The sequence below is a fragment of the Nodosilinea sp. AN01ver1 genome, assembly GCF_050565655.1.
In the GTDB taxonomy this organism is placed as follows: domain Bacteria; phylum Cyanobacteriota; class Cyanobacteriia; order Phormidesmidales; family Phormidesmidaceae; genus Nodosilinea.
In genome coordinates, this window is sequence record NZ_JBNXVS010000034.1 from 57,107 (window position 1) to 71,370 (window position 14,264).

The 14,264-nt window shown below is 54.8% G+C and carries 15 protein-coding genes; 13 read left to right on the forward strand and 2 right to left on the reverse strand.

What is annotated here, in order from left to right; all coding sequences use genetic code 11:
* Positions 1 to 138: 138 nt before the first annotated feature.
* Both ACQ4N7_RS21555 and ACQ4N7_RS21560 read right to left on the reverse strand, forming a co-directional pair.
* Positions 139 to 288: a hypothetical protein gene (locus tag ACQ4N7_RS21555; RefSeq protein WP_430713547.1), complete on the reverse strand. Its 150-nt coding sequence runs from the start codon at positions 286 to 288 to the stop codon at positions 139 to 141.
* A 315-nt stretch (positions 289 to 603) separates the two neighbouring features.
* Positions 604 to 2,259, reverse strand: coding sequence for a cyclic peptide export ABC transporter (locus tag ACQ4N7_RS21560; RefSeq protein ID WP_430713548.1), 1,656 nt, complete (start codon positions 2,257 to 2,259; stop codon positions 604 to 606).
* A gap of 170 nt (positions 2,260 to 2,429) precedes the next feature.
* On the opposite strand from ACQ4N7_RS21560, the gene ACQ4N7_RS21565 reads away from it, so the two are divergent.
* The 13 genes from ACQ4N7_RS21565 (at position 2,430) to ACQ4N7_RS21625 (ending at position 14,216) form a co-directional block, all read left to right on the forward strand.
* A complete protein-coding gene (locus ACQ4N7_RS21565) occupies positions 2,430 to 5,186 on the forward strand; it encodes an efflux RND transporter permease subunit (RefSeq protein ID WP_430713549.1) in 2,757 nt (918 codons plus the stop codon).
* Positions 5,186 to 5,854: a hypothetical protein gene (locus ACQ4N7_RS21570; RefSeq protein ID WP_430713550.1), complete on the forward strand. Its 669-nt coding sequence runs from the start codon at positions 5,186 to 5,188 to the stop codon at positions 5,852 to 5,854. Before ACQ4N7_RS21565 ends, ACQ4N7_RS21570 begins: the two co-directional genes overlap by 1 nt.
* 306 nt (positions 5,855 to 6,160) lie before the next feature.
* Complete coding sequence (locus ACQ4N7_RS21575; protein WP_430713551.1) at positions 6,161 to 6,901, forward strand: class I SAM-dependent methyltransferase; 741 nt, start codon at positions 6,161 to 6,163, stop codon at positions 6,899 to 6,901.
* A gap of 187 nt (positions 6,902 to 7,088) precedes the next feature.
* Positions 7,089 to 7,610, forward strand: a complete 522-nt coding sequence (locus ACQ4N7_RS21580) for a hypothetical protein (RefSeq protein WP_430713552.1) — start codon at positions 7,089 to 7,091, stop codon at positions 7,608 to 7,610.
* A 248-nt stretch (positions 7,611 to 7,858) separates the two neighbouring features.
* Positions 7,859 to 8,338: a VOC family protein gene (locus tag ACQ4N7_RS21585; RefSeq protein ID WP_430713553.1), complete on the forward strand. Its 480-nt coding sequence runs from the start codon at positions 7,859 to 7,861 to the stop codon at positions 8,336 to 8,338.
* Between the two features lie 77 nt (positions 8,339 to 8,415).
* Entirely contained in the window at positions 8,416 to 8,844 is a 429-nt protein-coding gene (locus tag ACQ4N7_RS21590) for a VOC family protein (RefSeq protein WP_430713554.1), read from the forward strand.
* A 49-nt stretch (positions 8,845 to 8,893) separates the two neighbouring features.
* The gene (locus ACQ4N7_RS21595) at positions 8,894 to 9,562 is read left to right on the forward strand and encodes a dihydrofolate reductase family protein (protein ID WP_430713555.1); all 669 of its coding nucleotides are present in this window, start codon (positions 8,894 to 8,896) and stop codon (positions 9,560 to 9,562) included.
* Positions 9,563 to 9,739: 177 nt separating this feature from the next.
* Positions 9,740 to 10,897, forward strand: coding sequence for an acyltransferase family protein (locus ACQ4N7_RS21600; protein ID WP_430713556.1), 1,158 nt, complete (start codon positions 9,740 to 9,742; stop codon positions 10,895 to 10,897).
* Between the two features lie 51 nt (positions 10,898 to 10,948).
* Positions 10,949 to 11,587, forward strand: coding sequence for a glutathione S-transferase family protein (locus ACQ4N7_RS21605; RefSeq protein ID WP_430713557.1), 639 nt, complete (start codon positions 10,949 to 10,951; stop codon positions 11,585 to 11,587).
* A gap of 168 nt (positions 11,588 to 11,755) precedes the next feature.
* Complete coding sequence (locus ACQ4N7_RS21610) at positions 11,756 to 12,148, forward strand: DUF4440 domain-containing protein (protein ID WP_430713558.1); 393 nt, start codon at positions 11,756 to 11,758, stop codon at positions 12,146 to 12,148.
* Between the two features lie 287 nt (positions 12,149 to 12,435).
* The gene (gene arr, locus ACQ4N7_RS21615; protein ID WP_430713559.1) at positions 12,436 to 13,161 is read left to right on the forward strand and encodes an NAD(+)--rifampin ADP-ribosyltransferase; all 726 of its coding nucleotides are present in this window, start codon (positions 12,436 to 12,438) and stop codon (positions 13,159 to 13,161) included.
* A 143-nt stretch (positions 13,162 to 13,304) separates the two neighbouring features.
* Positions 13,305 to 13,721 carry a YciI family protein gene (locus ACQ4N7_RS21620; protein WP_430713560.1) on the forward strand — a complete coding sequence of 139 codons (417 nt, stop codon included), beginning with the start codon at positions 13,305 to 13,307 and terminating at the stop codon, positions 13,719 to 13,721.
* A gap of 75 nt (positions 13,722 to 13,796) precedes the next feature.
* Positions 13,797 to 14,216 (forward strand): DUF1772 domain-containing protein, encoded by a 420-nt coding sequence (locus ACQ4N7_RS21625; RefSeq protein WP_430713561.1) that lies wholly within the window; start codon positions 13,797 to 13,799, stop codon positions 14,214 to 14,216.
* Positions 14,217 to 14,264: the final 48 nt, after the last annotated feature.

Sequence of the window (14,264 nt, forward strand, 5' to 3'; positions counted from 1 at the left end):
GTAGCCTGCCAGATGCTTTTTTATTAAGTTTGAGATTCTCAAGATTAATAGAATTGATTATTGTCTCACCAATTGAAACCTCTAGCTTTGATCGGTAGCAAGTTTCAAAATCAATTCCATCGAGGGTTGTGATTAAATCTATACTGAACCGAACCCGAAATCCGTTAGGGCATCGATCAGGCGATCGGCGTTGGTTGCCTCCATTTCTATCCAAATATCTAAATCTTTGGTGTAACGGGGATGACCATGCAAGGCAACAGCGTAGCCACCAATGACCAGGTAACGCACATTATGATTGTTTAACAATTCGATAAACTCTTTGAAATCCTGGCTCAGCCTTGTACTTTCACTGATGGAATTCGCGACGAATAGTCTCTAAGGCGGCTAGTCTGGCTTCGTAGGGTTGACTTCGCCAGTAAGCTACATCCGATTTTGCAGATTTAAGACTAGTTTTTGTGACTACAACCGCGCGTTTTTCACGCATGAAATCTATACCCTTGATCAGTACTGCCTTATCTACTTTAATTTTATCCCCTCTATCCTTCGCATCAACAAGTTTCCTCGCCTTATCTTCAACTGCTGCACAGAAATAACCAGACGGAGTTATTCCGTTCTGTCACCTAACTGAATCAATCCCAGCTTTGCTGATGGGGAACTTTGTTCAAACTCGACCTGGCCGTAGTTGAGCTTGAGGATGCGATCGCCCACATAAAAATAGTGATCGTCGTGGCTGATCACAAATACGGTCTTCCCCTGGGCCTTTAGGTCAGGCAAAAACTGGGTGTAGAACACCTGCTTAAAGGCCGGGTCCTGATCGGCGGCCCACTCGTCAAACAGGTAAATGGGGCGATTTTCCATGTAGGCGCTGAGCAGAGCCAGGCGTTTGCGCTGCCCCTGGGAGAGATTGACCGTTGAGAATCTGCCCTGCTCAACGCGAACCTTGTGGCTGAGATTGAGCTTTTCTAAATAGTCCTGGGCTTTGCTGTCGTCGGCATCGCCGCTGACCCCTAGCAGCCGCTCAAACAGGTAGAAATCTGAAAACACTACTGCAAAGTGCTGGCGATACCACTCCCGGTTCTCCTCAGTAATGGGCTGTTGATCGAGCCAAATTTCGCCCGATTGGGGTTGATAGAGGCCGGTCAGCACCTTCGCCAGGGTCGATTTGCCGCTGCCGTTGCCGCCAATAATAAAAATTAGCTCTCCCGGATGCACGCTCAGATCGACTGGCCCCAGGGTAAATTCGGTGGCATCTAAATCGGTTCTGTAGGTGTGGGTGACGCCCTTGAGTTCTAGCTGCTGCCAGCTCTGGACGGGCGGCGGCGCGGCGGCTGCAGCAGGCTGTTGGATCGTCAGCCCCAGGGCGGCAAGCTTGTCGAGGGCCACACTGGCCTGACCCAGCAGCGGCAGCTTATTCACCAGGTTCTCCATCGGGCCGAGCAGGTAGGTGAAGGTAAGCACGTAGGCCACCCGCGTATTGGGGCTGATGCCAATCCAGTTGGGCAGGGCAAACAGCACCAGCCCGACCGCAAAAAAGTAAATGAACTTGCCCCAGCTGTCGAGCACGGCAAACAGGCTCAGCCCCTTTTGGTTGTAGTGCCTGACCTGGCGGGCGGTCTGCTCCAGGTCGATCGCAAAGAAGTCTTGGCGGCCCAGGTAGTGCAGCTTTAGCTCTTTAATGCCCTCAATCAGGCTGCGAAAATGCTGGAACAGCCGCTCCTGGTTTTCGCGGGCCGCCGCCAGACCACGCCGCCCCGCCACCAAGAACCAGCGGCAGCTCAACGAGGCCACCAGGGTAATCAGCAGCACCAGGGCCAGCACCTGCCACGACAGCCACGACACATAGACCATGCAGCCGACCGTGCCCGCAATGTTGATCATCAAGACGGGCAGGATGCTGGCGGCGGCGGCGATCGCCTGAATATCTTCCGTGAGAATGACCAGCAGGCGGGGTAGCCCCAGGGCTTCTAGAGCCTTCAGCTCGGTGGCCAAAATCTGGCGGCAGAGCTGTAGCTGCAGCTCAAATACCGCCGCCTGAGAAAACCGCACCAGCAAAATGCGCGACACCATCGCCGTAATCAGGGCGATCGCGCCCAGCCCCACAAAGGCGGCCACCACCACCGCCCCGGCAGTCTCCTGCGCGATGGAGTAGCTAATCAGCGCAATCAGAGCCGCGCTGCAGCCGCCGCTGACTAAGCCCGTAGCCAGGGCGATGAGCAAAACTGGCCCGGAGGTCTGCAGGAGAAACAACACTAAGCTCATGAAAATTCCGTCAATGGGTTGTGCAGCAGGAACATGATGCGGTTGGTGTCAGCGGTGGCGCGATGGGCAAAGACCGGCCCCTTCGGCCTATCGACGACTGGCACGGGCACAGGCTGAGGAACCTGTTGAACAGGCTATGATATCTGCGTTTCTCTTCGCCAACTAAATCAATGCCCCGATCCGACTTCAGTCAGCTGCGAGAGCGGTTGAATATCTCCCGGTTAGCCATTCAGAATGGCGGGCTAACGGTTTGCTGCTGGCTGGTGATTGGGGTGGCGGGGCTGTTTGCGTTTAGCTCTTTGAAGTACGCCCTGTTCCCCGACATCACGTTTTCGGTGGTGCTGGTCAACGCGACGGCTCCAATCGAGACGGCGCTCGAAACCGAAGCTCAGCTCACCATTCCCTTAGAGAATCAGCTGCAACTGCTGGAGGGGCTATCGCGGCTCAACTCCACCACCTCCGCCGGGCAAACCCTGGTCAGAACGGGCTTTAGCGTCAACCGAGGGCTGGCAGAAGCCACTGCCGCTGTGGAGGAGGCGATCGCCCAGGCCGACCTGCCCAGCGAGGCCGACTACGAAATCATTCCCCTCAACCTAAATGAAGCGACGGCGATTAGCTACGCCCTCGCCAGCGACGAGCTGAGCTTAGACGAACTGGCTGAGTTAGTCGAAGCGGAAATTTTGCCACCCCTGCAAGACCTACCCGGCGTATTGCGAGTCGATCTACAGGGTAGGGGCGCTCAGGCTGCCGCCACCGCCGCTGAGGGCGAAGGGAGTTTTCTCGCCGCTCTGCAAAATCCTCCCACCCTAATTCGCTTCAATGGGGAGGAGGCGCTGGCGGTGCAGGTGATTAAGCAGGGCGAGGCCAATACCCTGGAGGTGGTCGATCAGGTTGAAGCCGCCGTTGAGCAGCTGCGCGCCGATCTGCCCCAGGTGCAGCTAACGCTGGCCGCCACCCAGGCTGGCTTTATTCGCTCGGCCACCCAGGCCACCATCGACGCGCTGGTGGGGGCGATCGTGCTGGCGGTGCTGGTGATTTTGGGCTTTTTGCGCAGCTGGCGGGCGACGGTGATTACGGCGCTGGCGATTCCGCTGTCGCTGCTGGGCACGGCGATCGTAATGGCTATCTACGGCTTTAACCTGGAGACGATTACGCTGCTGGCCCTGGCGATCGTGATTGGCATCATTGTCGATGATGCGATCGTCGAGATTGAGAACATCATTCGCCACATGGAGGAGGGCGCGACTCCTCGCCAAGCGGCGCTGCTGGCCACCGACGAAATTGGCCTAACGGTCTCGGCCTCAACGCTGACCATTGTGGCCGTGTTTTTGCCCGTGGCGCTGATGGGTGGCACCGTGGGGCAGTTCTTCAAACCCTTTGGCCTGACGGTGTCGGCGGCGGTGCTATTTTCGCTGCTGGTGGCGCGCACGCTGACGCCAGTGCTGGCCGTGTACTGGCTGCGGGCCAGACCCTCTACCCCCAGTGCCCCTCTGGTCTCAGACCAGGCTGCTCCCGTTTCAGATGCGGTGCCTAGCTCCTGGCTAGAGCGCGTTTACAGCCGATTGTTGGCCTGGTCGCTGCGCCACCGCTGGGTGGTGATGGGTTTGGCGATCGCCAGCCTGATTGCCGGGGTCGCCATCATTCCCCTGATTCCCCAGGGGTTTATTCCCCAGCTCGACCAGGGAGAATTTTTGCTCAACTACAGCGCACCGCTGCCTCAGCGCCCAGGCTCAGGCCCAGGCGCTAGGCCAGGCCAGGACTTAGCCCAGCTGCAAGGCCAACTGCCGCCAGGCCAGTTGCCCCCCGGCCTAACCGCGCCACCGGGAGCGGGGGACGTGCGAGCCCAGCTTTTGCAGCAAACCCTTCAGCAGGCCGACGCGCTAGAAGAAACCGTGTCTGCTCTACCGGAAGTGGAGTCGGTGCTAACCACCGTGGGCGGGCGGGGGCGGCCCAATGAGGGCAGCCTATACATCAAGCTGCGGGAGGATCGCAATCGCGACACCGCCGCCGTTCAGGCTCAGCTGCGCCAGGATTTGCCAGCAATAGAGGGCGTTGAAACCAGCGTCGAAGACATTCAGTTTGTCGATACTGGCGGCGAAAAACCGCTCCAGGTGTCGCTGCTGGGCGACGATATAGCGGCGCTGCAAACCGCCGCCACCGAGATTCAGGCTCAGGTGGCGGCGCTGCCCGGCTTTGCCGACGTGCGCATCTCAGGGGCCAACAATGCCGCCGATGACATTACCGAAATCAACCGGCAGAACGGGGAGCGGGTCGCCACCATCAGCGCTAACCTGGGCGACGGCAAAGCCCTGGGCGATGCCACCGAGCAGGTGGTGGCGATCGCAGAATCTGTAGTGCCTCCTGGCATACGCATTGACCTGGGGGGCGACTCAGAGCGGGCGGGAGAGGTGCTGGGCAGCTTTGGCCGCATTTTGATTCTGGCTGTGATCTGCATGATGATCGTGCTGCTGGTGCCCTTTGGGCGGCTGCTAGAACCGGCGGTAGTGGGTCTGTCGCTGCCGCTCTCGATTGTGGGGGCCATGCTGGCGCTGCTGATTACCCGCAGCGACTTTGGCATTGTCTCGCTGCTGGGGCTGCTGTTTTTGCTGGGCCTGCTCGACAAAAACGCGATTTTGCTGATGGATTACATCAACCAGCTGCGCCGCGCCGGGCTCAAGCGCACCGACGCGATTATGAAAACAGGCCTGGTGCGGCTGCGCCCCATTCTCATGACCACCGCCTCGACGGTGCTGGGCATGGTGCCGATCGCAGTCGGGCTGGGGGCCGGGGCCGAGCTGCGCCAGCCGATGGCGGTGGCGATTATTGGCGGACTGCTGACCTCAACTCTGCTGAGTCTGCTGGTGGTGCCGGTGCTCTACACCCTGCTAGAAGATGGCTGGGGCTGGCTCACCAGGCGGTCGGCCTGATGACCATTCAGGTGATTCTCGTACCTGCTGGGGCCGAATATCAGGCGGTGATGCGCGGTATCAACGCGGTTCCCAAGCCTCCCTTGGCAATCCCCATTCCGGCGGGGCCAGCGGCGTTTCGCGCCTTTTTGGAGAGCTGGGCGGAGCGATCGCGCGTTGCCGACCAGGAGATTTTGCTGATGGGCCTGGGCGGCAGCCTGTCGCCCCAGCACCAGATTGGCGACGCCATTCTGCTGGAGTCGGTGTGGGATGTGGCTGGAGAGAATAGATTCCGGTGCGATCGCGCCCTTACCGACTCCCTGGCCCAGCGGCTCAAGCTTCCTATGGGGACGGGGGTGATGTGCGATCGCGTGATCACCACAGTTGCAGAAAAGCGGCGACTGGGCGATCGCTACCAGGCCGATGTAGTGGATATGGAAAGCGCCGTGCTTTTGGAAGCTATGCCCCAGGCCAAAGTCGCCATTCTGCGGGTGATCAGCGACGACTGCAGCCGCGATTTGCCGGATATTTCGAGGGCGATCGGCTCAGACGGCAGCCTGCGTGCCAACATTCTCGCCCGCAGCTTTTTGAAGCGCCCGATCGCAGCTCTAAACTTCATCAGCGGCTCTCTCCAGGGGCTCAAAACCCTGGAGCAGATCACGCTGATGCTTTTCAAATCAGGTCAATGATCTGCCTCCCAAAGACCCCATTCACCCGCCGCAGATAACCTCAAACGCTCATAGATAGACTCTCGGCGGTCGGTGTGCAACAGGATTGTTAGACCGTATTTTACCGATCGCTTATGATCAAAGTATTCTCGTACTTTCCCCTCACACTTCTGTTCGGTCAATTAAGACACCTAAGGGGCGGTAAGGCTAACCCTAACTATACTGACAATAGTTCAATTCCTGAAGACCTTCGACAGCTTCTGGAGCCGTAAACAGGCTATTCAAGTCTGGCCAACTATCCTCCTAACTATCCATTAGATCAGGGACTTGGTTGAGATAGAGAGCGACTGTATAACTACAGTTGCAATACTCGGAGATTGTCCAATGGAATGGACCATTGGTTGGTGGCAAGTCTCAGTCCAGCGGGTTTATCCTAATAGTTCAGAACTTGCCAAAACCTACAATCAAGCTGCCGGATGGTGGCATCAGCATCTTCAACTTCTGGGCTATGGTCGGGCGTACCGGCAGCTCTGGCGATCGCTACGCAAAGCAGGCTATCTCCAGAATGGATTTGAACCTAAGAACATCTGCGATTGCGGTATTGGTACCGCCGCCTTCGGCCTGGCTTTAGCCCAAACTATCAACTCGAACGTAAACATTGTTGGTATCGATCTTTCACCTGAGATGCTTAAAATAGCACAGGCAAAACTGGCTAAAGCCCACATTCAGTGTCAGCTTTGTCAAAGCGATGTGAGAACTCTACCCTTTGAAAATAGTGTCTTTGATACCGAGATCAGCGCTCACATGCTGGAGCACCTGCCTGACCCCAAGGAAGGGCTCAAAGAAATGTTCAGAGTTCTGCGGCCCGGTGCCCCTCTCATTTTGGTGGTGACCCGCTCAGGAATCCTCGGTTCACTGATTCAGTGGCACTGGGGCAACCGCTGCTTTAGCCCCAACGAATTGGTTAACCTGATGAAAGAGGTAGGGTTTAGCAACTTAAAGGTCATCCCTTTTCCCCTTGGGCTAGCCCGGTTTACCAGTTCTGCTTACATTGGTTTTCGACCGTGAAAGCGGCTGGTTGGGGCTTCCTAAGGTTGATCAAACTTTAGTCCTGGAGTGCTCTATGACAAACCCAAAGCATATCGACTTGCTCAAAACAGTAGTTTTTTGTCGTCATGAAACATTACTCCATTTTCACCTTAACCAAGGGGAAACCTGGGCACAGACTGCGGTTGGGCTAGGGTTAGGCACTGTCTTGCTGCTTAGCTCTGCCCAGGGTGCGATCGCCCAGTCTAGTCCTACGACCCCAGCACCAACTCCCTTTGAGTCGGTAGAGTTTAGCCCAGAGGATGTGCTAAATCCTGCTGCTGCCGGATTTCAGGCGATCTATGTAGACTCGGTTGGCAATGTCCTGGGTGCCTTTTTTGCGATTCCTGGAGCCCGGCTTAAAATCCACGCCAATGGTCTGGTTGAAATTGACCAGCGTGACTACACTACCGAGGCCAACTACCGCAGCGATGGCCGCCTTCGTACCCTGGGAGATGTCGAATTGACCTACGACAGCAGCGGCCGCCTGCGCAGCATTGATGGCACCCGCTTTAGCTATTTCAGCAGCGGTCGCCCTCAGTCGATGGGCGATGTGGACTTTAGCTACTTCAGCCGAGGACAGCTCCAGCGCATTGAAGATGTGTCATTTGAGTACGAGCGCAACGGCACCCTTAAACGCATCAGCGCCGACCAGACTCGGGATGGCCTTCCCATTGTGATCGCTCACTGATCTACCAGCGGGTGGGTAATGCCGTGAAACCCCAGCGGCGGCTACTCTTAGTCAAACTCGACGAAGAGTATATTTTTGCCGCTCAAGGCACTTGTGGTGGGCCCTGCCGGTCTACCTCCAGAACTTGATCAAAAAAATATAGTTGACCTGTCGATTTGATAACTCCCGGTTCGACTACTTCATACAGCAGAACATTATTGCTGAACAGACTTACGAACCTGTTATCTCACCCAATTGGATTAACCACTATGCAGAAAGTTGTTCCCTGTCTATGGTTCAATGGCGACGCCGAAGACGCCGCACAGTTTTATGTTTCGCTGCTTCCCAATTCGAGCATCGATCGCGTCTTGAAATCGCCGACTGACACCCCGAGCGGCCCTGCCGATACCGTGCTGACTGTGGAATTCACGCTGGCCGGGGCAAAATACATGGGGCTGAACGGTGGCCCGCAGTATCCATTTACCGAAGCCGTGTCGTTCCAGATCTACTGCGACGATCAGGCTGAAGTGGATCGACTGTGGGCGGCTCTTGCGGATGGTGGATCAGAAGTTGCCTGTGGCTGGATCAAAGATCGCTGGGGGCTTTCCTGGCAGATCGTGCCGACCCGCCTGATCGAATTGCTTAACGATTCTGACCGGGAACGCGCTCGACGAGCCCAGGAGGCCATGATGCAGATGGTCAAGATTGACATCGCCGAGGTTGAGCGGGCTGTCGACGAGCAGAATTAGCCGGAATGCGACCTCCGATCACGCTTCAAAACGGTAGTGATCGCGATTTCTGGCAGTTGTAATCATAGGAACAGAACATGGAAACTCAGGAAGTATATCGCGGTCGTTTGATCGACCACATTCAGCTAGTCGTGCAAGACCTTGCCACCAGTCAGACATTCTACACAGCCATCCTCGATGTCCTAAATGTTCCGATGGGCGGCACCGGGGATGGATTCTTCTGGGCGGATGAGTTGTTCGTTTCAACGTCCAGCAGTGAAGCGGCGCAAGGGATGCTCACCGGACGCCATCACTTGGCGTTTCAGGCCCGCGATCGCGCCATGGTAGATGCGTTTTATCAAGCGGCTCTGGCTCACGGCGGTCGAGACAACGGCGCACCTGGAGAGCGTCGGTACCACCCAGGCTATTACGCCGCCTTTGTCCTGGATCCCGACGGTAACAATATTGAAGCTGTTTACCACGGCGAAGCGAATCGCAGCACACCTGCCGTACGCATCACGTTCTAGGCCGTTGGGCTAGTTTGCGAATCAATTTAAACCCGACGGGAGTGTTCACATGAGAAAGCTGATTGTCTCTACATTTGCGTCCCTGGATGGCATTGTGCAAGCTCCTGGCGGACCGGAAGAAGACCCAACTGACGGGTTTACCCTGGGCGGCTGGATGTTCGGTTACGAGGATAACAGCATGGACCTCTCAGCAGCAGGATTCGACGGCAAGGATCGCGAGCTGGTGCTCGGTCGCAGAACCTATGAGATCTTCGAGGCGTACTGGCCCTACCAGTCTGACGACAATGCGATCGCAAAAATATTCAATGTCACCCGAAAGTACGTGGCTTCGCGCACCTTGACGACGCTCCACTGGCACAACTCAACCCTCCTCCAGGGCGATGTCGTCTCGGCCATCATCGCGCTCAAAGCCCAGCCCGGCCCTGACCTACAGATTATTGGCAGCAGCCATCTAGTTCAAACGCTACAGCCCGCAGCCCTGATCGACGAGTACAACGTCTGGACGTTTCCAGTGGTGCTCGGGCAGGGCAAACGCCTCTTTGGCGAGACGGCTAAGCCCTTCGCGCTGCGACTCGTGCGCTCTAATGTTTCGACTACAGGCGTGGTGATGAGCACCTATGTACCTAATGGCGAAATCCGGTCCGGTGCCTTGGGCAGTGACGAACCGAGTGACCAGGAGTTGGCCCGGCGTAAAAAGATAGCGAATAAGACGTGGTGATGGGCCGTGAACAGTACGCGCTAATTTTTCAATTAAGCCAATGCCGCTTCGTGGCGGGACTCAATTTAGGCGTTTAAGGGCATAAAGTAGGAAGCAAGATGGCTACTAAAGGGGGGTGTATGTGTGGCAGCGGTTGGGGCGCTAAGCATATAGATTCACGCACAAGCGACTAGTGGTATGGAACACACTAAGATTAAACGAAATACCCCATCCTCTCGCCTATGGTTTGTTGACAATGTGAGAGTGCTTCTTATCATGCTAGTGATTGCACATCACGCTGGACAACCCTACGGACCTACAGGAGGAATGTGGCTAATTTTCAATCCAGAACGGGCTGATATTCTAGGTGCATTTTTTGCAACCAATGCTGCTTTCTTCATGGGGTTTTTCTTTCTGATTTCTGGCTATTTTGTGCCAGGTGCCTATACCCGTAAGGGAGCAAAGGTTTTTCTAAAACAGCGTTTTTGGCAACTAGGCATCCCAATTCTGTTCTTTGCCCTGCTGGTATTTCCTCTGATCTTTTACTTTACTCAATCGGGTGAACTATCTTTTAGGCAATTCTATTTTGGGGTTTACTTAGGTCGAGGGCAAATCCAGGTTGGTCATCTCTGGTTCCTTGTGCACCTATTATTTTATGCGATTTGTTACGTTCTATGGCGTAAAATTGCAAAGCGAAATGCTGCATCTGAGCTAGATCAGCCAATCATGCCACCTCCTCAGCATGGCTTAATTCTGACGTATCTAGCTGCGTTAGCAATTGTGACCTATATTATTCGGATTCCATATCCGATCGATACTTGGCAAGGGTTACTGTGGATTATCCCGACAGAAATCGCTCATCTTCCTCAGTACGCCAGTCTTTTTATGATTGGAATCATTGCTTATCACCATGACTGGTTCTGCAAAATGCCTACTCAACGAGGACTAATCTGGTTAGGAATTGGTTTAGGAGCAGCTATACTCCGATATGGTTATACCCTGGCCAGAGGGCGTTGGTTTTCGATTCGGGTAATTGCCGATGGAGGGTGGGACTGGCGATCGCTTTTTTGGAGTACTTGGGAAGCTACGATTTGTGTTGGCTTGTGTGTTGGCTTACTCGTCTTTTTCCGCGAACGAGGTAGCGGACAAGGAAAGTGGGGGCGAATTTTATCTGCAAATGCCTACGTGGTTTACCTGATTCATATTTTGGTTGTCATTCCCGTCCAGTTTTTAGTTGCGCCTGTTTTTATCCCTCCTTTGCTCAAGTTCTTTTTGGTTACCTTAGTTAGTATTCCGCTGTGCTTTTTGATTGGTTATTACGTTCGTAAATTACCCCTCGTTAGACTTGTGCTTTAAAGACGTATTGGACAGCACAATATGCAGTATTTAAGAGCGAGGACTCACTAAATGACCGACCTGATCCTGACAACTTTCGACTGGGTTCCTGAAGCTCCGCGTGGCTATGTACGCGACTTACGCGTGCGTTGGGCATTGGAAGAAGCCGGACTGCCCTATCGTGTCGAGAGCACTCCGTTTCACAACCGGCAGCCGCAGCACTTCTCGCGCCAACCCTTTGGGCAAGTGCCGTGGCTGACCGACGGAGACCTGGTGATCTTCGAGAGCGGTGCCATCCTGCTTCATCTGGGCGAATTGAGTGACAGGCTGATGCCGGTTGAGCCGCGCGATCGCAGCGAAGTCAAGGAATGGCTATTCGCCGCGATCGCTTCAGTCGAAGCCGCCAGTCAGCCCTGGTCCTTCTTCCAGTTCTCAGGTGGCACCGACGAAACTCCAATGCGGACGTTTTTTGATAACTTCCTTGAGGCCCGGCTCAAGCACACGGAAAATGTCTTGGCACGACGCGAATGGTTGGTCGAGACCTTCTCCGTCGCCGACATTCTCATGGCGGATGTGCTGCGCCTGGTCGATCGGTTCGATGGGCTGGCGGCATACCCGGCCTGTCGTGACTATGTCGCGCGCGCCACAGCGCGTCCTTCCTTTGTAAAGGCACATGCAGACCAGATAGCGCATTTCGCTAAAGCAGACTGAGAACACCAAACCGTGCGAGAAAAGCGAGGTGCCGTCCAATCATCCTGTTGTACACCGACCGTATCAAAGTTGGTTGATGGAATCCGAAAACGGACTAGCGGTAAGTGGACGGAGTTATTAGGCTGCATCGTTTAGATATTTTTCCACACCAAGTCACAGAAAACCCTTATGGATAACATGTCGCTGCTGTCCACGCTCCGCAAATTAGAGTGTGAGCTTCATCAACCGAAGTGCCGAGGCGATCGAGAACGCCTTGCACAGTTACTTGCTTCTGGTTTTAGAGAGTTTGGTCGATCGGGAGCATCCTATACGCGCGATGACACGCTGGCCATGTTGCCATTAAAAATAGAAGCACCGCAGATCCATGCCCAAGACTTTGCTGTACACGAGCTTGCAGACTCGATTGTTTTACTTACCTATAGGTCAGCCCATATCGATTCATCGGGAGAGTTGTTCCGTCATACAAACCGCTCATCAATTTGGCGTCTCAGTTCGGCGGGCTGGCAAATGGTGTTTCATCAGGGCACGCCCACAGCTCCTTTTGACCAATCTGCAACCTAGTACATTCGTGTTGAGTTCGAGGTTACTTGCAGCCACTCAAGCGCACTGTTAGCTTGCCTAAGGGCAGGATGTTCGGAAACAGCTGAAACGCTTAGGCAACAAGCAGCGGTAAATAAACAAGTTGAGCGCGTAACGACCATTTTCACCGGCCTATGCCAATAGTGGGCTAACGCTTGGAGCAAGCCAGACGGACGTAAGGGGAAATGTTGACCGTCAGCCATGCTCGGCAGGAAAGCTAATTCTTGGTTTCTGTGCGCTGCCCCATCACAAATTAGGAGAATACCCCCATGGACCCAGGCCTTCTTAACACTACCGACAAGCCGTTCTATCACGGCACGCGGGCTGAGTTGACGCCAGGAGATCTGATTCAACCCAGCCATCCTACGAACGTTGGTGAGCAAGACACCATGACACCCTATGCCTACCTGACCCCCAATCTGGATGCGGCCATCTGGGAGGCCGAACTCGCGATCGGCGACGGTCCCGGCAGAGTTTACACAGTAGAGCCGCTTGGCCCCCTTGAAGATACCTCCGCGCTGCCGGATCACCAGTCTCCAGGACATCCGTCAATGTCCTACCGCTCCCGCGAGCCGTTGCGGGTCACAGGCGAAGTCACAGAATGGCTGCTTTACCATGGCACTCGGGCCGACCTGAAACCAGGCGATCTGATTAAGCCGGGCCATACCCCGAACTTTGGCGACAGGGATAGGACAACACCTCATGTCTACTTAACTCGCACATTGGATGCCGCCACCTGGGGAGCGGAGCTAGCCGCTGGCGAAGGTCCCGGCAGAATTTACATCGTGGAGCCGACCGGCCCGATGGAAGAAGACCCCAACCTGACGAATCAGAAGTTTCGGGGTAATCCGACCCAGTCATTTCGATCGCATGAGCCCCTGCGGGTTGTGGGCGAGATCATCGATTGGCAGGGGCACTCGCCCGAAGCGATAAACGCCATGAAGGACGGCCTAGCACGGCTTGAGCAACTGGGGGTTGAGCCACTTGATGACTGAGCGTTTTTGAATTTTTTTGATCTGAAAAGTTAACTGACCTGTCGATTTAGACGTTCTCTATTCGACTAACCCATAGAGCCAGGGTTGAGACTCTGTTCACTCTGGCTCTAAGCACCAACAATCACTCAACAGGAGATTTCACCATGAAAGTTATGGTTCTCGTCAAAGCCACCGCCGACTCTGAAGCTGGGGTGATGCCCACCGAAGAGATGCTGACTGAAATGGGCCAGTTCAACGAAGAACTGGTCAACGCCGGAATAATGCTGGCTGGTGAAGGACTACATCCCAGTTCTAAGGGGGTACGGGTGCAGTTTGTCGGCAAAAATCGCACGGTTACTGATGGCCCTTTCACCGAAACCAAGGAATTGGTGGCTGGCTTCTGGATTTGGCAGGTGCCGTCGATGGCAGAAGCCCTTAACTGGATCAAACGTAGCCCCTTTCAAGACGGCGAAGTCGAAATTCGTCCTATTTTCACCGATGATGACTTCGGTGAAGCCTTTACCCCCGAACTCAGGGAGCAGGAAGAGCGCATTCGTACAGAGATAGCAAAGCACAAATAAGAAAGTGCCGCGACTTACCCTGGTCGCGGCACACCTTTAGCAAACCTCAGACGACAGTTTTAGGAGGTACAAATTGTGCTTGGCATTTTGCAGATTCTGACCACTCTATTGGTAGCGGTGGCGATGGCCCTGGCCTTAGCCCATGCTCTTGAGCTGCCGGGAAAGAGGCGGCTTGACCGAGAAACCTACTGTGCTGTGCAATCCATTTACTATCCGGGCTTTACCATTGGAGGAGGCAGTGAGCCTTTAGGAGTGATCTTTGCGATTGTCTTGCTATTCCTCACTCCGTCAGGCAGCACAGATTTTTGGTTGATTCTCGTGGCCCTATTGGGGCTGATCGGTATGCAGGTTGTGTACTGGCTGGTTACCCATCCAGTCAATAAATTTTGGGTTGAGGGCGAAACCCTCGATCGCTTTATAGCGGTTCCTGAATGGGCGAGGTACGATCAAAGTAGAGGAAATACTGCGCACGCTACAGTCTTGGTTTTCCTTTAGGAGAGTGTGATGAAAGCCTACTCACTTGACTTCCGGGAAAAGATCATT